The sequence below is a fragment of the Sulfitobacter sp. M85 genome (genome assembly GCF_029285915.1).
In the GTDB taxonomy this organism is placed as follows: Bacteria; Pseudomonadota; Alphaproteobacteria; order Rhodobacterales; family Rhodobacteraceae; genus Sulfitobacter; species Sulfitobacter faviae.
Map to the genome: position 1 here is coordinate 1 of NZ_JABECQ010000013.1, position 17,312 is coordinate 17,312.

16 protein-coding genes, 1 tRNA gene and 1 pseudogene are annotated in these 17,312 nt (G+C 61.8%); 11 read left to right on the forward strand and 7 right to left on the reverse strand.

All coding sequences use genetic code 11. The annotated features are described in order from the left end of the window. Positions 1–607: 607 nt before the first annotated feature. Positions 608–1,249, forward strand: coding sequence for a 2-hydroxychromene-2-carboxylate isomerase (locus HKX24_RS16695; RefSeq protein ID WP_271692991.1), 642 nt, complete (start codon positions 608–610; stop codon positions 1,247–1,249). Positions 1,250–1,287: 38 nt separating this feature from the next. On the opposite strand, the gene HKX24_RS16700 is transcribed toward HKX24_RS16695, so the two are convergent. From HKX24_RS16700 to HKX24_RS16715, 4 genes are all read right to left on the reverse strand, one after another. After that, positions 1,288–1,364: transfer RNA gene (locus tag HKX24_RS16700), tRNA-Arg, on the reverse strand. A 76-nt stretch (positions 1,365–1,440) separates the two neighbouring features. After that, positions 1,441–2,826 carry a HAMP domain-containing sensor histidine kinase gene (locus HKX24_RS16705; RefSeq protein ID WP_271692990.1) on the reverse strand — a complete coding sequence of 462 codons (1,386 nt, stop codon included), beginning with the start codon at positions 2,824–2,826 and terminating at the stop codon, positions 1,441–1,443. Positions 2,827–2,834: 8 nt separating this feature from the next. Next, a complete protein-coding gene (locus tag HKX24_RS16710) occupies positions 2,835–4,256 on the reverse strand; it encodes an FAD-dependent oxidoreductase (RefSeq protein ID WP_271692989.1) in 1,422 nt (473 codons plus the stop codon). Then, a complete protein-coding gene (locus HKX24_RS16715; protein WP_271692988.1) occupies positions 4,253–4,987 on the reverse strand; it encodes a VTT domain-containing protein in 735 nt (244 codons plus the stop codon). The genes HKX24_RS16710 and HKX24_RS16715 overlap by 4 nt, the downstream gene beginning before the upstream one ends. Positions 4,988–5,303: 316 nt before the next feature. On the opposite strand from HKX24_RS16715, the gene rpmH reads away from it, so the two are divergent. The 10 genes and pseudogenes from rpmH to HKX24_RS16765 all read left to right on the forward strand — a co-directional run bounded on the left by rpmH (position 5,304) and on the right by HKX24_RS16765 (position 13,714). Beyond that, positions 5,304–5,438: a 50S ribosomal protein L34 gene (gene rpmH, locus HKX24_RS16720; RefSeq protein WP_007118882.1), complete on the forward strand. Its 135-nt coding sequence runs from the start codon at positions 5,304–5,306 to the stop codon at positions 5,436–5,438. Positions 5,439–5,464: 26 nt separating this feature from the next. Further along, positions 5,465–5,887: a ribonuclease P protein component gene (rnpA, locus tag HKX24_RS16725; RefSeq protein ID WP_271692987.1), complete on the forward strand. Its 423-nt coding sequence runs from the start codon at positions 5,465–5,467 to the stop codon at positions 5,885–5,887. Next, a complete protein-coding gene (gene yidD, locus HKX24_RS16730; protein WP_067267460.1) occupies positions 5,884–6,105 on the forward strand; it encodes a membrane protein insertion efficiency factor YidD in 222 nt (73 codons plus the stop codon). The genes rnpA and yidD overlap by 4 nt, the downstream gene beginning before the upstream one ends. 66 nt (positions 6,106–6,171) lie before the next feature. Further along, on the forward strand, positions 6,172–7,041 hold the full coding sequence (ttcA, locus tag HKX24_RS16735) for a tRNA 2-thiocytidine(32) synthetase TtcA (protein WP_067267458.1): 870 nt from the start codon (positions 6,172–6,174) through the stop codon (positions 7,039–7,041). Between the two features lie 107 nt (positions 7,042–7,148). Beyond that, positions 7,149–8,689: pseudogene (locus HKX24_RS16740) on the forward strand (bifunctional diguanylate cyclase/phosphodiesterase). 304 nt (positions 8,690–8,993) lie between these two features. Continuing rightward, positions 8,994–10,865 carry a membrane protein insertase YidC gene (gene yidC / locus HKX24_RS16745; RefSeq protein WP_271692986.1) on the forward strand — a complete coding sequence of 624 codons (1,872 nt, stop codon included), beginning with the start codon at positions 8,994–8,996 and terminating at the stop codon, positions 10,863–10,865. Continuing rightward, complete coding sequence (locus tag HKX24_RS16750) at positions 10,865–11,602, forward strand: MOSC N-terminal beta barrel domain-containing protein (protein WP_271692985.1); 738 nt, start codon at positions 10,865–10,867, stop codon at positions 11,600–11,602. The genes yidC and HKX24_RS16750 overlap by 1 nt, the downstream gene beginning before the upstream one ends. Continuing rightward, positions 11,602–12,252: a ribosome biogenesis GTP-binding protein YihA/YsxC gene (yihA, locus tag HKX24_RS16755; RefSeq protein WP_271692984.1), complete on the forward strand. Its 651-nt coding sequence runs from the start codon at positions 11,602–11,604 to the stop codon at positions 12,250–12,252. The genes HKX24_RS16750 and yihA overlap by 1 nt, the downstream gene beginning before the upstream one ends. 37 nt (positions 12,253–12,289) lie before the next feature. After that, positions 12,290–13,153, forward strand: a complete 864-nt coding sequence (gene argB / locus HKX24_RS16760; protein WP_271692983.1) for an acetylglutamate kinase — start codon at positions 12,290–12,292, stop codon at positions 13,151–13,153. 66 nt (positions 13,154–13,219) lie between these two features. Further along, on the forward strand, positions 13,220–13,714 hold the full coding sequence (locus HKX24_RS16765; protein ID WP_271692982.1) for a histidine phosphatase family protein: 495 nt from the start codon (positions 13,220–13,222) through the stop codon (positions 13,712–13,714). Positions 13,715–13,776: 62 nt separating this feature from the next. On the opposite strand, the gene HKX24_RS16770 is transcribed toward HKX24_RS16765, so the two are convergent. The 3 genes from HKX24_RS16770 to HKX24_RS16780 are packed head-to-tail and all read right to left on the reverse strand — an operon-like array spanning position 13,777 to position 17,075. After that, the gene (locus HKX24_RS16770) at positions 13,777–14,544 is read right to left on the reverse strand and encodes an amino acid ABC transporter ATP-binding protein (protein WP_067263096.1); all 768 of its coding nucleotides are present in this window, start codon (positions 14,542–14,544) and stop codon (positions 13,777–13,779) included. 14 nt (positions 14,545–14,558) lie between these two features. Beyond that, positions 14,559–15,857, reverse strand: a complete 1,299-nt coding sequence (locus tag HKX24_RS16775) for an amino acid ABC transporter permease (RefSeq protein WP_271692981.1) — start codon at positions 15,855–15,857, stop codon at positions 14,559–14,561. Positions 15,858–15,860: 3 nt separating this feature from the next. Further along, the gene (locus HKX24_RS16780; RefSeq protein WP_067263100.1) at positions 15,861–17,075 is read right to left on the reverse strand and encodes an ABC transporter permease subunit; all 1,215 of its coding nucleotides are present in this window, start codon (positions 17,073–17,075) and stop codon (positions 15,861–15,863) included. Positions 17,076–17,312: the final 237 nt, after the last annotated feature.

Genomic DNA, 17,312 nt, shown 5'->3' on the forward strand with positions numbered 1-17,312 from the left:
GAGTGGCTCTGGTCCTACAACAACGAACGCCCCAACATGGGCAACGGCGGGATGACCCCCGCCCAGAAATTGAGAATGGCTGCGTAAGTTCTACGATCGAGCCCCCATAAAAATGGGGGGATTACCCTGACCCTGCCTGCCATCGCCACCATGGCCGTGGTGCGGCAGATGGGCTGACGCCCGGAGCGGGCACTGCCGAAAGAAGGCCGTCGCAAAAATGCGGCGGCCTTTTTGACTTGCGGCCCCGGCCAAAGGCCGCCACCATCCCGGCCAAGACGGAACCCATCGGGCATAGCTAAGGTTAACCTTATGAACATGCCCTAGGAGGAATGGCTCATGTGGACTTACGAACTCTTGATCCTGATCATTGCCGCGGTGGCGGCACTGGCATTCATGGCCAAGCAACGCCCCCAGCCTCGAAAGGTCCGCGCAATCGCCCCCCGCCCCCGCGCGAACAGATTGCATAACCGCCGGTATTGAGGCGTCAGCGCGGCTAGAAACGCCCCGCTACGGGCACCCCCGCGATTCCGCACTCGGCTCTCGGCCCCCGTCCTTGTCTCCCCGTCGGTTTCCGCCATGATGCTGGCAAAACCGGAGGGAGCCGACCTTGGACACCATTGAATATTTCTATTCCGCCCATTCCGCCTACGCCTATCTGGGGCATCGCAAGCTCTTGGAGATTTGCACGGCCCGCGGTGCGCGGCTGATGCATCGCCCCTTTGACCTCAACCCCGTGATCGCCTCAGGCCGTGTCAGCCATTTCCGCGGTTTCACGCCCCATTACATCGACTATTTCTTTGGACGAGAGATTGAGCGTTGGGCGCAGTATCGCGGGCTGGAGATTCTCAACCACCGCCCGACCCACCACGACAACCCGCTGAACCTTGCAAACGGCTACCTGATCGCCGCCGCTCAGGCAGGGCGGGATGTCGACGCGCTTTCTTTCGCGATTCTTCAGGCCCATTGGCGCGATGATATCGACCTCGCGAATCCCGAGCATCTGCGCCGCGCGACTGAAACGGTCGATCCCGATTGCGACGGGCTGATCGCACGGGCGATGGAAGAGGATGTGCAGGCAATCCACGCGCAAAACACCGAAGAGGCCATTGCCCGCGGCATCTTTGGCTCGCCCAGCTATTTTCTGAATGGTGACATGTATTACGGCCAAGACCATCTGGAACTGCTGGACCACGCCTTTGACCAGCCCTACCGCGACACGGGCTTCTACAACCCGCCGCGAGACGGATAAGACGCCCCGAAAGGGCCGTGTTCTTCAATTTTGGGTAGTGGCGGACCGAGGAGGATTCGAACCCCCGACCCCCTGATTCGTAGTCAGGTACTCTATCCAGCTGAGCTATCGGTCCACTGAGCGGGGGTTTAGTCTTAGCCCCGGGGAGTTGCAAGCCCTCGTTTCAAGGAAATGCAATTTTCTTCAAAAATCTACAGGGCGCCGTCCCCCTTGGGGAGTGTTATGTCAAAAGCCGTACCTTCCGGCCCGCTGCTGCGCAGCGCGAGGCTGCCACCGTGGCCACGCACCAGTTCGGAGGCGATTACCAGCCCCAAACCGGAGCCACCCTTGCGCGCCCCGCCCTGGAAGGCGGTGAAGAGATGCTCCCGCGCCTTGGGCGGCAGGCCGGGGCCGGTATCGCTGACGGTGATGCACCATGCTTCGCCCATATCCTCGGCCCGCAGATAGACTTCGCCCGGTTTGCCGGTGGCGGTGATCGCCTGCCGGGCGTTACGCATGAGATTTGCCAGCACGCGGTACATTTGTTCAGGATCCGCACGCACGGTGAGATTCGCGGGAATATCAGCGGCAAAGCGCACGATGCTTTCGGGATCGGCAAGGCGTTCGCCGTCTATGACCTCCTCCACCAGTTCTTCGAGCGGCATGAGCGTCAGCGTCGGCCCCGGCTCTTCGGCCTTGCCGAAGGCCAGCGTCGATTCGCATAGGTGCACCGCCCGGGTGATCGACCCCACAAGCTTGGGCGCCATGCGCTTCACGGTCGGGTCTTCGGACATTTCGATCCGGTCGGTGAACAGCTGGGCAGAGGTGAGGATGTTGCGCAGATCATGGCTGATCTTGCTGACGGCGCTGCCCAATTGGGCCAAACGCTCTTTCTGTTTGAGCGCCTGCGTGAGGTCGGTTTGCAGCTTCTGAAGCGCCTCTTCGGCCTCGCGCAATTCGGTCACGCTGGCGGAGGGTTCAATGATCCGCCGCGCATCTTCGGGTGCGGCGGCATAGCGCTGCATATGCCCCGCCACCCGTTTGATCGGTTTCAGCAGCAAGGCCCGCATGGCAAAGAACAAAAGCACCGCCGTGATGACCGAGATCACCGCCGAAAGGATGAGGATGCGAATCCCGTAGTCGAGCATGGCGACACGCATGGGCGCTGTCTCCATCGTGACCTCAATCAGCAGCCCCGCTTCGCGCACCGGCGCGCCGATCACGCGGACCACCTCATTCCCCGGGCGGAACAGCCGCAGCATCGCATCGCGGATCAAGATCGTCGCCGAGGCATCGCGCAAATCATAGGTCTGCGACACCATGCGCGGCATGGGCGACGCCAGCACCAATTGCCGCGCCTCATCCCGGCGCAGCACCACGTTGAACACCTCGGCGTTGCGCAGCAGCTCCTCTTCCAACTCCGGGTCGAGCATATCGTCGGCCAAAAGCGCCAGCGAGGCGATCTGCGCCCGCTCCAACCGGGTCAGCATATATTCCTCGCGGAACCGCGCGATGGAGGGGACAAAGATCAGCACTTCGGCCAGCATCACAAAGATGGTGGTGAGGATCAGCAGGCGGCCAGAAAGCGAGTGGATCATGGGCGATCTCAGGGCAAGAGGCGCTGCACGGCGCGCACCACCGTTTTGACCAGAGCGCTTTCGAACAGGCGCGGGCTGAAATAGGCCCCCGCCGCGCGTTTGTTAATCTCCGAGATCGTGGGGTAAGGGGCAACCATAGCAGCAATCTGGCTCATCTTCATCTTATTGACCAGCGCAAGCGACCACAGGGTGATCAATTCGCCCGCCTGATGGCCGACGATGCTGGCGCCAACCGGGCGGCCCTTGACCACCATGACTTTGATGAACCCTTTGGTCTGACGCTCGGCAATCGCGCGGTCGTTGTGGTTATAGTGGAACCGCACGACCTCCAGCTTGTCGCCATGCTCTTCGCGCGCCTGCGCTTCGGTCAGCCCCACCTGCGCCAGCTCCGGCGCGGCATAGGTGACCCATGGGATATGGTGCAGCTTCGTCTTGCTCGGCAGACCAAAGAGGATCGAGCGGATCACCACCCCGGCATGATAGCCCGCCACATGGGTAAATTGCAGCCCGCCTGCCACATCGCCGATGGCATAGACCCGGCGGTTGCTGCTGCGCAGGCTGTCGTCGACCTTGATGCCTGCCTTGGTGGTCTCCACTCCTGCCTTATCCAGATCGAGCCGGTCGATGTTGCTCTTGCGCCCCACGGCCATCAGCAAATGCGAGCCCTTGATCACGCGGCCATCCTTGGTCTCGACCGTGATCGCCCCCGCCGCACCGCTGACCTTGGCCGCATCGCTGCCTTCCTCGAAAACCACCCCCTCGTCCCGCATGGTCTGCAACACCACCTCGGACAATTCGGGGTCATCCTTGCCAAGCGCGCGACTGCCTTCGATCACGGTGACCTTGCAGCCCATCCGCACATGGGCCTGCGCCATCTCGATGCCGATAGGGCCGCCCCCGATGATAATCAGATGCTCGGGCTTCTCGCGCAGATCAAAGAGGGTCTCGTTCGTCTCATAGGGCACATCCTCCAGCCCCGGAATCGGCGGCACCAGCGGAGAGGAGCCGGTGGCCACGACGATGCGCCGCGCGGTTATGATAGTATCGCCCGCCTGCACCTCTTTATCGGAAATGAAACGCCCGTACTCGCGGATCACCCGCACGCCCAAGCCCTCGAACCGCTCAACCGAATCGACCGGCGCGATTTGCGAGATGACATCGGCCACGTGATCCTTGGCGGCAGCGTAATCCACCACCCCGGCGGCAGCCTCCACCCCGTATTGCGCGCTGTGTTGCTGGGTATAGGCGGCCTTGCCGGTCTTGATCAGCGCCTTCGAGGGCACGCAGCCATAGTTCAGGCAATCGCCGCCCATCTTGTGCCCTTCCAGCAGGGTCACATCCGCGCCCATCTGCACGGCCCCCGCTGCCACCGACAACCCGCCAGAGCCTGCGCCGATGATCAGAACGTCGGTCTTGATACGGTTGGTCATTTCAGCAGATCCTTCTTACCGGTAAATGTCTTGATCGCCACGGGCAGCAGCGACAGCACGCAAAGACCCAGAATGGGCAATAAAATATGAGGCTCGAAAATAATCCCAAGGTCGGGCGACTCACCCCGGGCGAAAACCGCACCTAGCCCTGCGCCCACCGAGGTAAAGACCAAGGCCCCCGGCATGATCCCGAAAAACGTCGAGATCACGAAGCGAAACAGCGGCACACCGAGAAAGGCCGGCAGCAGATTCGCGACAAAGAAGGGCACCACCGGCACCAGCCGGATAAAGAAGAGCATCGACCACTGGTTGTCGTCGATCCCCGCCTTGATCTTGCGCACCATGCCCTCAGAGGCGTCCATCCGCTCTTTCAACCGTGCGCCAAGGCCCCATTGCGCGGCCAGAAAGATCACCACCGCGCCCAAGGTCGCAGCACTGACGTTATAAAGCACGCCCGGAAACAGCCCGAAGAGGAAACCGCCCGTCAAAGTGGCCGCCGTGGCCCCCGGCAGGGAGAAAGCCACGATCACCACATAGGCGGCGACAAAGACAAGCGCGGTCAGCAGGTAGTTGCTGTCGCGAAAGGCGATCAGCGCCTCGCGATTGTCGCGCAGCGCGTCGAAACTCAGGTAATCGCGCAGGGTAAAGGCCCCGATGGCTGCGACGACGGCGATCAGCGCAAGGGGCAGATAGCGCATCAGCGCGGGTTTACTTTGGTCATTGCGGCTCATTTTCACACTTCCTTGGGCCTGCATCAGACCAATTTCGCTTTCCTCAATGATGGCGTGAAGCGGGGCGCGGGAACAGGCTCCTCACGCGCGCTTGATGGGACTTGTGCGGGAAAGGGCGATTTTGCAAAGTTACGGGGTGAACTGAAACAATTCCGGCCCCGCAAACCGGCATTTTGTTGCAAAGCGCGGTTTTTCCCTATCAGGGGGTTTGACTTGCGCGTCACGCCGCATTAGAGGACGGGCTTGAATTGACGCTGGCCGCGGTGGAACCTTCAAGTGATTCCGTGCCCAGCCAGCTTTAGATGGAGACGGAGCGATGAAACGCACCTTTCAACCCTCGAACCTCGTGCGCAAGCGGCGCCATGGTTTCCGCGCGCGCATGGCCACCAAAGCCGGCCGTAAGATCATCAACGCACGCCGCGCACAGGGCCGGAAATCGCTGAGCGCATAAGCGCCCTCGATCTTCGGAACCAGAATATGACACCGCCGGAGGCACCCTTGAATGGCACTTGCGCCACGAAGGGGAACCCTGCCCCGGCGGTTTCCCTGCGTCTGGAGACCCTGACCAAACGGGCTGATTTCCAACGTGCCAGCCGCGCCAAACGCGTGGCCACCCCCGGCTTCATTCTACAAATGCGACCCCGCCGGGAGGATGAGCCCAGCGCGGCGCCCATTCGCGTGGGATTCACCTGTTCCAGGAAGGTCGGCAATGCCGTGGCCCGCAACCGCGCCAAGCGCCGCCTGCGCGAGATCGCGCGGCTCACCCTGCCGCAGGCCGGGCGCGCGGGCATGGACTATGTCTTTGTCGGGCGGCGCGAGGCGACAGCCACCCTGCCCTTTGATCAGTTGCTCGCCGATCTGGCCCGCGCGCTGGATATCCTGCATGGGGTCCGAAAATGACTCCCCTGGCCGCGCTTCTTGCCCTGCCGGTGCGCGGCTATCGGCTGATCTTCAGCCCATGGGTCGGGCATAACTGCCGCTATCAGCCCACCTGCAGCGCCTATGCGCTGGAAGCCTTGCAAAAACACGGCGGGCTACGGGGCGGATGGCTGGCCGCCCGCCGGATCGCGCGCTGCCACCCTTGGGGGCAAAGCGGGATCGATAACGTTCCCGATTAGCACCGAGCTTGCGGCAAAGGGGCAAAATGCCCTAGGTGAAGCCAAGCTGATAGTGAGAGACCGACGATGCTGGACGAAACCGACGAGATTCACCCCCTCTTTGCCGGTGCACCGCAAAGCACCGAGTTCAAGAAACTGCGCAAACGCATCGTACGCATGACCCGCGAGGCGATTGATCAATACGGCATGGTTGAGCCGACCGCCCAAGGCGCACCCAAGCCGAAATGGCTGGTCTGCCTGTCAGGCGGCAAAGACAGCTATACCCTGCTGGCGGTTCTGCACGAGCTGCAATGGCGCGGCCTGCTGCCGGTGGAGCTTTTGGCCTGCAACCTCGATCAGGGGCAGCCAAATTTCCCGGCGACCGTGCTGCCGGAATTTCTTGAAAAGATGGGCGTCCCGCATCGCATCGAATATCAAGACACCTATTCAATCGTGATGGACAAGGTCCCCGCCGGGCGCACCTTCTGCGCGCTCTGCTCCCGCCTGCGCCGGGGCAATCTCTACCGGATCGCGCGGGAGGAGGGCTGCTCTGCCGTGGTGCTGGGGCATCACCGCGACGACATCCTCGAAACCTTTTTTATGAACCTTTTCCATGGCGGTCGACTGGCAACCATGCCGCCCAAATTGGTTAACGAAGAAGGCGATCTTTTTGTCTACCGCCCCCTCGCCCATGTCGCGGAAAGCGATTGCGAGCGTTTTGCCACGGCGATGAACTACCCGATCATTCCCTGCGATCTCTGCGGCTCGCAGGACGGGCTTCAGCGGCAGCAGGTGAAGGCGATTCTCGACGGGTGGGAGGCCAATAGCCCGGGTCGTCGGCAAGTCATGTTCCGCGCGCTGATGAACGCCCGCCCCTCCCACCTGCTGGATCCCAAGCTTTTTGACTTCGCCGGGCTCATGCGGAACGTTGAGGGTACGGAGCAAGAACAATTTTAGATAACAATCCGCAAAAAAGCGGGTTCTGTTAACCCACAGCACACCCTAAAGGCGATATCCCTCCCCCGTCAGCGCAGGCATTGCGCGTATTGGGAAGGGATATCGCGATGGCAATTCACCGGCTTTCCGGGCTCACGCAACTGCGCCAGTCGTTCGCCGCTTTGCTCAGCGGTCAGGCTGCTTTGGCCTTCTTCCCCGCGCTGACGCTGCTGGCCTTTTGGATCGGCGGCGAAATGGCCCTGATCGCCGCCTCCGCTGCGCTGCCGCTTCTTTTTCTTGCGAGGCAGCGCTTTGGCGGGAATTCTCAGCCCCCCAAGACGCGCGCGGCGGCATCCTACAGCGCAGCGCTTTTGAGGAGTTGGCCGAACAAGTTTTTCAAACCGCCCAATCTCGGGGGCGTTTGTCGGCCACATGTTTCATTGCGCTCGAAGGGCTTGACCAAATCTTCGAACGCCACGGTCAGACCGCCGCCGACACGGTCCTGCGGCAAAGCGGCGAACGATTGCAAGGGGCCCTGCGCGACGATGATCTCATCGGCAAGATGGGAGAGGCGCGGTTCGCCGTCTGCACGGCCCCTGTACGGCAGCTTGACCTTGAACTCTGCATTCAACTGGCCGGGCGGCTACAATCCGCTTTGGAAGAACCGTTTTTCGTCGATGGGGTTACGATCTACCTCACGGCCTCCGTCGGCTTTTGCCTTAACACCCGCACCCCGGGCGGGGATGCCGCCGCATGGCTTGCCGCCGCTGCCACCGCCCTGCGCAGTGCGCAGCGGCGCGGCCCCTCCTCCATTCGCGCCTTTTCCGACCAGATGCGCCGGGAAACCGAAAGCCGCGCCGAACTGCGCGAAGAGGTCGCGCAGGCCTTAGACAGTGGCCAAATACAACCCTGGTTCCAGCCGCAAATCTCAACCGACACAGGCCAGATCACCGGCTTTGAAGCCTTGGCGCGCTGGAACCATCCGGTACAGGGCATGATCCCACCATCGGATTTCCTGCCCGCCTTCGAAGAGGCCGGTCTGTTGGAGCGTTTGGCCGAAGTCATGATGTACCACTCTTTCGCGGCCCTCAAAGCCTGGGATGGGTCCGGCACCGTGGTGCCGCAGATCGGGGTGAATTTCGCCGGAGGTGAACTTGCCAACCCCCGGCTCATCGACAAAATCACTTGGGAGCTGGACCGGTTCGACCTGTCCCCCGACCGGCTCGCGATCGAAGTGCTGGAAACCGTCGTCGCCTCAACTGCCGACGATGTGATCACCCGCAATATCAACGCCCTGCGCAAGCTCGGATGCCGCATCGATCTTGACGACTTCGGCACGGGCCATGCCTCCATCGCATCCATCCGCCGCTTTTTCGTCAGCCGGATCAAGATTGACCGCTCTTTCGTCATGAAAGCCGACCGCGACCCCGACCAACAGCGCATGATCAGCGCCATTCTCACCATGGCCGAACGACTGGGCATTGAGACCCTCGCCGAAGGGGTGGAAACGGTGGGGGAGCATGTCTTGCTCGCCCAACTCGGCTGCGACCATGTGCAGGGATTCGGCATCGCCCGCCCCATGCCCTTTGAACAAACACTCGATTGGATCGCCCGCCACAACGCGAAACTGCAAGACGTGCCGCGCATCATGAATGGGCGTGCCACCTAGCGGGCTCTGTGCTTAGCCCGGGCCCGGGGGTATTAAGCGACGGAGGTCGCGACTGGCGAAGAGGTCTGAGGCAGAGGAGAACACCCCGCGCCCCGAATTACGGTCACACCCTTCGCCCCCTGCCCCGTTCAATGCCGAGGCCACCGCTCCCCCGCAACCGCCCCCGGCGAAACTCCGCAAAACCCATGCCAGATGGACCAAAACCACCCTGCATCCCCCTTCATCCCGCCCGATTCCACTTGACCTTTGGTCCCGCACTCTGTTGAACCCCCGTGATATTCAAAGACATCAGGTGGCGGTCCCCATGGACGAACAGAACAAGAATCTCATCCTTGCCACGGCGCTCAGCTTTGCCGTCATCCTCGTGTGGTTCCTTCTGTTCCCGCCCCCTGAAGCCGACCCAGCATTGGAGCCCGGCAGTGAGATCAGCGATACTGTCGAAGGCACTTCGGTTCCCGCCTCCACCGCCGATACCGCGGCCGCGCCCGGCACGGAAGATGGCGAAGGCGCCGCCCCCGAAGGCCGCCGCGCGGCACTGGCGGCAGCGCCCCGCGTGGCAATCGCGACCGACAAGGTCAGCGGCTCCATCTCGCTCATGGGCGGTCGGATCGACGATCTGAAACTGAACGATTACCAAACCACGCTCGACGCGGACGCCGAAATCGTGACCCTGCTCTCCCCCGAAGGATCGAGCGATGCCTACTACGCGCTTCACGGTTGGGCCGCCGGTTCGGGCCTCGCCCCCGATGCCGTCCCGGGTGTCGACACGCTTTGGACCCTGAGCGAGGGCGAAACGCTGGGCGTCGACAGCCCCGTGACCCTCACTTGGGACAATGGCGCCGGGCAGGTCTTTACCCGCACCATCTCGGTCGATGACCAATATATGTTCGACATCACTCAGAGCGTGACCAACAACGGCGAAGGCGCAGTGAACCTCGCCCCCTTCGGCATGATCGCGCAGCACGGGCTGCCCGAAGACCTGAAAAGCTTCTTCATCCTGCATGAAGGCGCCGTGGCCATGGCCAATGGTGAACTTTCCGAAGTCGATTGGGACGATATCACCGAAGCCGATGTGAACAGCACCTGGGGCCGTCCCGCCGTGGTCACCGAAGGCGTCACCGAGGGCTGGGTCGGCTTTACCGATCACTATTGGCAGGCGGTGCTAATCCCCGATGCGGGCGAAACCTTTGAACAGGCGCTCACCTATGATCCGCGCGCGGACACCTACCGCGCCTTCACCCGCCAGCCGACCCGCTCGGTCGCGGCAGGCGAAAGCGTAAGCACCTCCAGCAAGTTCTTCGCCGGTGCCAAGGAATGGGAAACCCTTCAGAATTACCAATCCTCCGGTGTTGCCAAATTCATCGACAGCATCGACTGGGGCTGGTTCTTCTTCCTGACCAAGCCGATCTTCTGGCTGCTGCATGAGCTGAACAAACTTATTGGCAACATGGGTGTCGCCATCATCGGCCTGACGCTGCTGATCAAGGCGGTCCTCTTCCCGCTGGCCTATAAATCCTACGTCTCCATGGCGCGGATGAAAGAGCTTCAGCCCGAGATGGAAAAGCTGAAGAAAGAAGCGGGCGACGACCGTCAGAAGATGCAACAGGGCATGATGGAGCTCTATAAGAAGAACAAGGTGAACCCCGCTGCGGGCTGCCTGCCGATCCTGTTGCAAATTCCGATCTTCTTTTCGCTCTACAAGGTGATTTTCGTCACGATCGAGTTGCGCCACGCGCCCTTCTTTGGCCCGTTCCAAGACCTCAGCGCGCCCGATCCGACATCGATCATGAACCTCTGGGGCCTCTTGCCCTATGCCGCGCCCGAGCCGGGCTCGATGCTGGCGCTGATCTTCATCGGCATCCTGCCGCTGCTCTTGGGTATCTCCATGTTCTTGCAGCAAAAGCTGAACCCGGCGCCCACCGACCCGACACAGCAGATGATCTTTGCATGGATGCCTTGGGTCTTCATGTTCATGCTGGGCGGTTTCGCGAGCGGCTTGGTGGTGTACTGGATCGCCAACAACACGATCACTTTCACCCAGCAATATCTGATCATGCGCAGCCAGGGGTACAAACCTGACCTTTGGGGCAACATCAAAGGCGGCTTCAAACGCACGCCCAAGAGCGCTGCCGCCAATGCGGATGCCAAGCCCAAATCGGGCAAGTCGAAAAAGTGATGCAGGTCACCGCGCTCAACCGGCATCCGCTCAAGGCCCATGGCCGCGAGACGGTTGAGCATGTGACCCTGCGCGCCGGGCAAGCCATGCCCTATGACCGGCTCTGGGCCGTGGCCCATGATGCCTCCAAAGCCGCGCCCGGAGACTGGGCGCGGTGTTTGAATTTCACCCGGGGGGCCTCTTCGCCGCAGTTGCAGGCGATCACGGCCAAGCTGGATGAGACCACTGAAATGCTCACCCTGCGCCACCCGATGCGCGGCGAAATCACCTTCCTCCCGGATCGCGAACAGGCTGCCTTCCTCGACTGGGTGCGCCCGCTGGTGGCCGAAGGCCGCGCTGCCCCGGTGGATATCCTCCGCCTTGATGGCCGCGGCTATACCGACAGCGCGGAGCCAACGCTGTCGCTTAACAGCCTCACCTCCCATCGCGCGGTCGAAGAATTGGCGAATGCCCCGCTGCAAACCGCCCGCTGGCGCGGCAACATCTGGTTTGATGGCGCCGCCCCTTGGGCCGAGTTCGACTGGCTGGGGCGTGACTTGAAAATCGGCGAAGCACGGCTGCATGTCTCCAAACGCATCACCCGCTGCCTTGCCACCACCGTAAACACCGACACCGGCGCGCGCGACGTGGACACGCTCGCCGCACTCGACCAATTGGGTCACCGGGATTTCGGTGTTACCCTGACCGTCACCAAAGGCGGAGAGATCGCCGTGCGCGACGAACTGGAGCTGATCTGATGCAAGTGAACTACACCATCGCCGAAGAGCCCGACGCCCCGAGCGCCGAGAAGGGCCGGATGCTTTTCGCCGGGGAGACGACATTCGTCAAAGGCGTGGTGGCGATGGATGGGTTGCCGCCCCCCGACCGGATGGAGGTCTGCTTTGCCGGGCGCTCCAACGTCGGGAAATCGACGCTGATCAACGCGCTGACAGGGATGAAAGCGCTGGCACGGGCGTCGAACACACCGGGCCGGACGCAAGAGATTAACTTTTTCACCGCGGGGGAAGAGCACTACCTCGTCGACCTGCCGGGCTATGGCTATGCCAATGCGCCGCTGCCGGTGGTCGAGAAGTGGCAGCGCCTGCTGAAACAATACCTCTCGGGCCGCCAGACCCTGCGCCGCGCCTTCGTGCTGATCGACGCGCGCCATGGTGTGAAGAAGGTCGATGATGAGATCATGTCTCTGCTCGACAGTTCCGCCGTCACCTTTCAGGTCGTGCTGACCAAGGCGGATAAGGTTAAAGAAGCCGAACGCGCAAAGATCCTGTCACAGGTGAAAGACGCGCTGAGCAAACACCCCGCCGCCTTCCCGGAGATTGTCGTGACATCTTCGGAAAAGGGCTGGGGCATCCCTACGCTGCGTGCCATCATCGCCACGCTGGTATAGCACCTCCCGCCGCTATCGGCTTCCCATAGGTCAACAGATGAGAACGCAAGACATGAACCGCGACTGGATCGCCACCGCCCAAACCCTCAGCCAAGCTCTGCCCTTTTTGCAACGCTACGCCGATGCCACCGTGGTCATCAAACTGGGCGGCCATGCGATGGGCAGCGACGAAGCGATGGACGAATTTGCCCGCGATGTCGCGCTGATGCGGCAGGTGGGGGTGAACCCGGTGATCGTCCATGGCGGCGGCCCGATGATCAACGACATGCTGGCACGGTTGAACATCAAATCCGAATTCGTGAACGGCAAACGGGTGACCGATGCCGCGACCATGGAAGTGGTCGAGATGGTGCTCTCGGGCCTTGTCAACGCGCGAATCGTGCAGGCGATCTCGGAGCAAGGCGGCCGTGCGGTCGGTGTTTCGGGCAAAGACAGCGGGTTGATCGTTTGCGACCCCGAAGACCCCGCTCTGGGCCTCGTGGGCAACCCGACACAGGTCAACCCGCGCATCCTGCGGGACTTTGCCGACAAGGGCATCATTCCCGTCATCGCGCCGCTCGGTATGGGCCACGGGGGGGAGACCTATAACATCAACGGCGACACCGCCGCTGGCGCCATCGCAGGCGCGTTGGAGGCCGACCGCTTGCTGCTGCTGACAGATGTGGCGGGCGTCAAAGACGGCAAGGGCGAGGTTGTGACCGACCTCACAGCGAGCCAAATCAACGAGATGATCGCCGATGGCACTATTGCGGGCGGGATGATTCCCAAGGTTCAGACCGCGCTGGACGCGCTCGAAGGCGGTGTGCGGGCGGCGGTCATCCTCGACGGGCGCGCGCCCAATGCCTGCCTGTTGGAGCTTTTCACCGAACACGGCGCGGGCAGCATCATTCGCCAGGGCTAGGCCCAAAGCGCTTGCCCCCTGCCCCTGCTTCGCGCCTATGATGGGCTGAGCAGTGAAAGGAACGACATGCGCCGCCTGATCCTGATGCGACACGCGAAATCGGACTGGTCCCATGGGACCAGCGATCATGACCGCCCCCTGAATGCCCGCGGGCGCGGGGCGGCCCAAGCCCTTGGCAACTGGCTGCGCGCAGAAGCGCTGCTGCCTGATGCGGTGCTCTGCTCAACGGCGGCCCGCACCCGCGAAACCTGCGCCCGCTTGGCGCTGCCTGAGGGCTGTCAGGTGGAGTACCTTCGCCAACTTTACCTCGCCGAGCCTGATCAGATCATCACCAGCCTGCGCCAGCGCGGCACGGGCAATACCCTGCTGCTGGTGGCGCATAACCCCGGCATCGCCGCTGCCGCCGCTGGACTGTTGCAGCAGCCGCCCGAACAGGAAGCCTTTGATCGCTACCCCTCGGGCGCGACGACGGTGATGGATTTCGCGGTTGAATGCTGGGCCGAGGTGGCCCCCAGCAGCGGAGTGCTGCACGCCTTCACCGTCCCCAAACAACTGGTTTGAAACGCAAACGCCCCGACCAAATGGCCGGGGCGCAGGTTTTACCTTGGTCCGATTTTCCCGGTTCAGTGCCCGAGGATCTGGCTCAGGAACAGCTGCGTGCGCGGGCTTTGCGGGTTGTTGAAGAAAGCCTCAGGCTCGTTTTGCTCAACAATTTGGCCTTCGTCCATGAAGATCACCCGGTTCGCCACCTGACGGGCAAAGCCCATCTCGTGGGTCACGCAGAGCATGGTCATGCCCTCTTCGGCAAGCTCGATCATCGTGTCGAGCACCTCCTTGATCATCTCGGGGTCGAGGGCCGATGTCGGCTCGTCGAACAGCATGACCCGCGGGCGCATGCAGAGCGAACGGGCAATCGCCACACGCTGCTGCTGACCGCCCGAAAGCTGGCCGGGATACTTATTGGCCTGATCGGGGATCTTCACCTTTTCAAGGAAATGCATCGCCGTTTCTTCGGCTTCCTTCTTGGGCGTCTTGCGGACCCAGATCGGCGCCAGCGTGCAGTTCTCAAGGATCGTCAGATGCGGGAAGAGGTTGAAGTGCTGGAAGCACATGCCGACCTCGGAGCGGATCTTGTCGATGTTCTTGAGGTCCGAGCTCAGCAGCGTGCCGTCGACCTCAATGGTGCCCTTTTGATGCTCTTCGAGCGCGTTGATGCAGCGGATCAGCGTCGACTTGCCCGAACCCGAAGGCCCGCAGATCACGATCCGCTCGCCCCGATGCACGGTCAGGTTGATGTCGCGCAGCACGTGGAAGGCCCCGTACCACTTGTTCATGTTGTCGATGCGGATCGCGACTTCGTCGGATACTTTCATTTGTGCGGTCTCAGCCATGCGAGAACCCTCCCTTAACGATGGTCAGTCGCAAGACGGCGTTCCAGCCACTGCGAGTATTGAGAAATGCCGTAGCAGACGATGAAGAACAGCACGGAAGCAAAGAGGAAAAGCTCCCAGTAAACGCCGTTCCAGTCGGTCGAGGCGAGGATCGGACCGCGGATCATGCCGATGATGTCGAACAGCGAGATCACCGAGACCAGCGTGGTGTCCTTAAACAGGCCCACCGCGATGTTCACGATGCCCGGGATCGAGATCTTCAGCGCCTGCGGCAGGATGATCAGCCGCATCGCCTGCGGGTAGTCGAGGCCAAGGCTGTCGGCGGCCTCGTACTGGCCCTTCGGCAGCGCGGCGAGGCCACCCCGGATCACCTCGGCGATATAGGCCGAGGAGAACATGGTGATCATGATCACAACACGGATGAAGAGGTCCACCCCCGAGCCCGGCGGGAAGAAATAGGCCAGCATCACGTTCGCCACGAACAGCAGCGTGATCAGCGGCACGCCGCGGACGAATTCGATAAAGACCACGCAGATGCCCTTGACGATCGGCAGATGCGACTGACGCCCAAGCGCCAGCGCGATGCCGATGGGCAGCGACAGCGACACGCAGGTGATGCCCAGCATCATGTTGAGCATGAAGCCACCAAGGTCACGGCTCGGGATCGCTTGCAGCAGCGGCGATGCGGGGCGCAGCGCCTCGCCAATAAAGCCGCCGATATACCAGACAATCACCGCAGCGACGACGCCGCCCGCCAGCGCCATGGCAAAGCTCTTCTGCACCAGACGGCTATAGACGACATAGCCCGCCACGACGCCCAAGAGCGCGAAGATCGGCCCCCAGATCGGCCCGCCCCAGATCAGCCAGAAGGCAAGGAACGGGTAGACGCCGGTGAAAAGCAGCAGCTTGCGCGGCAGGTCGATGAAGAGCACGGGAGCCGCGGCAAGGAACAGCAGCACCAGCGCGAGGGTGGGACGCCAGTATTGATCGCTGGGATATTTGAAGCCGAAGAGCAGTTGATGCCAACGCTCGCTCAGCACCGAGAAACAGGCCCCGGTCGCGCCGTCCAAAATCTCACGACATTCCGACAGGCTGCTTGCCGACCAGACGCCGTTCAACAGCCACGGCAGAGAGCCGGAGACCAGAAGATAGAGGAAATAGAGCGCTACAATCGTCAGGATCGCATTCGCCCATGTCGGGAAAAGGTTGTCCTTCACCCATTTCAGCGGGCCGCCGACCTTATCCGGCGGGGCCGCAGGCGGCAGCGAGGTTTCACGCACGAAGGCGATGGATTCAGCATGTGTGTCTGACATGGCTTAACGCTCCTTCAGCTTCGTTGCGTTGTTGTAGACGTTCATCACCATGGAGATGCCCAGCGAGATGACGAGGTAGAAGAGCATCAGAAGAACCACGCATTCGATCGCCCGCCCGGTCTGGTTCAGGGTGATCCCGCCCAGCGTCGCGGTGATGTCGGCATAGCCCACGAGGATCGCCAGCGAGGAGTTCTTGGTGATGTTGAGGTAGTTCGAAATAAGCGGCGGGATGATCACCCGGAGCGCCTGCGGCAGCACCACAAGGTTCATGATCCGGCCCGACCGCAGGCCCAAGGCGGCAGCGGCTTCGGACTGGCCCTTGCTGACCGCTTGAATGCCGGCGCGGACGTTCTCGGCAATGAAGGCACCGGTGTAGATCGACAAGGCGAACCACAGCGCGATCAGCGGCGCGCCGATCTGGATGCCGCCGCGGAAGTTGAAGCCCTTCAGCGCGGGGTAGTCGAGCCCGATCGGCATGCCCATGATGAAGAACATGATGATCGTCGGCAGCAACAGGATCGCGACCGAAGGCCAAAGCATCGGCAGCAGGCGACCGGTGTCATAAAGCAGCTTGGTCGCATAGCGGCGGTAGGCAAAGACGCCGATCACCGAGGCGACAAAGGTCGCCACCACGATCATCGACCCCGGCCCCCAGACCGGCCCGGGAATATAGACGCCCCGGTTGGTAAAGGCGAAAGAGCCCAGCATCATGGTCGAGGCCGGATCGTCACCGCGGAAGGCCGAAGGCGCGGGCATGGCGGCGGTCATGATGGTGTAGATGATCAGGATCCAGATCAGCACCGGGATGTTGCGGAAAATCTCGACGTAGCCCGCCATGAGCTTGCGGACCAGCCAGTTGTTCGACAGGCGCAGAACCCCGGCGATGACGCCAAAGATCGTGGCCGTGACACAGGCAAGGAAGGACACCAGCAGCGTGTTGATGATCCCGACCCAAGCCGCCTGAAGGTTCGACGATTGGCTGGTATAGGGGATCAGCGTCTGGTTGATGTCATAGCCCGCCGGATTGCCGAGGAACTGGAAAGAGATGTTCAAACCGGCGGCGCGCAGGTTCGCGGCAAGGTTCGATCCCAGATACCAGATCGCCGTGACCAGCAGCGCCAGCGCGATCACCTGAAAGGTGATCGACCGATAGCGGGTATCGCTCAACAGCATAGATGGCCGGAACGACGCCTTGGGAGGGTCGGAGAATGTCGTCATGTATGTATCCCTGTGTTCCGGCTTGTTTTTTATCGGTGCATTTGGCGCACCTTGGCCGAATCATTTTTGGTCGTAGATCGATTTATCTCGATCGTGGGTTTTTATTGTCTCGTTGGGGTTTCGTCAGTCGTTTTTTGACCGTTCTTCTTGTCAGTAGGGAGCTTTTGTTGACCAGAGGCAGGCAGCCCCACCGGCCAGAGGCGCAAGGGGCGCAGGAACTCCTGCGCCCCTCGCTTC

Coding starts and splice junctions, on each gene's coding strand:
- HKX24_RS16750 (WP_271692985.1), top strand. CDS start 10,865: ATGCAGGTCACCGCGCTCAACCGGCATCCGCTCAAGGCCCATGGCCGC.
- HKX24_RS16770 (WP_067263096.1), bottom strand. CDS start 14,544: ATGGCTGAGACCGCACAAATGAAAGTATCCGACGAAGTCGCGATCCGC.
- rnpA (WP_271692987.1), top strand. CDS start 5,465: ATGACACCGCCGGAGGCACCCTTGAATGGCACTTGCGCCACGAAGGGG.
- rpmH (WP_007118882.1), top strand. CDS start 5,304: ATGAAACGCACCTTTCAACCCTCGAACCTCGTGCGCAAGCGGCGCCAT.
- HKX24_RS16765 (WP_271692982.1), top strand. CDS start 13,220: ATGCGCCGCCTGATCCTGATGCGACACGCGAAATCGGACTGGTCCCAT.
- argB (WP_271692983.1), top strand. CDS start 12,290: ATGAGAACGCAAGACATGAACCGCGACTGGATCGCCACCGCCCAAACC.
- ttcA (WP_067267458.1), top strand. CDS start 6,172: ATGCTGGACGAAACCGACGAGATTCACCCCCTCTTTGCCGGTGCACCG.
- HKX24_RS16780 (WP_067263100.1), bottom strand. CDS start 17,075: ATGACGACATTCTCCGACCCTCCCAAGGCGTCGTTCCGGCCATCTATG.
- HKX24_RS16710 (WP_271692989.1), bottom strand. CDS start 4,256: ATGACCAACCGTATCAAGACCGACGTTCTGATCATCGGCGCAGGCTCT.
- HKX24_RS16705 (WP_271692990.1), bottom strand. CDS start 2,826: ATGATCCACTCGCTTTCTGGCCGCCTGCTGATCCTCACCACCATCTTT.
- yidD (WP_067267460.1), top strand. CDS start 5,884: ATGACTCCCCTGGCCGCGCTTCTTGCCCTGCCGGTGCGCGGCTATCGG.
- yidC (WP_271692986.1), top strand. CDS start 8,994: ATGGACGAACAGAACAAGAATCTCATCCTTGCCACGGCGCTCAGCTTT.
- HKX24_RS16775 (WP_271692981.1), bottom strand. CDS start 15,857: ATGTCAGACACACATGCTGAATCCATCGCCTTCGTGCGTGAAACCTCG.
- HKX24_RS16715 (WP_271692988.1), bottom strand. CDS start 4,987: ATGAGCCGCAATGACCAAAGTAAACCCGCGCTGATGCGCTATCTGCCC.
- yihA (WP_271692984.1), top strand. CDS start 11,602: ATGCAAGTGAACTACACCATCGCCGAAGAGCCCGACGCCCCGAGCGCC.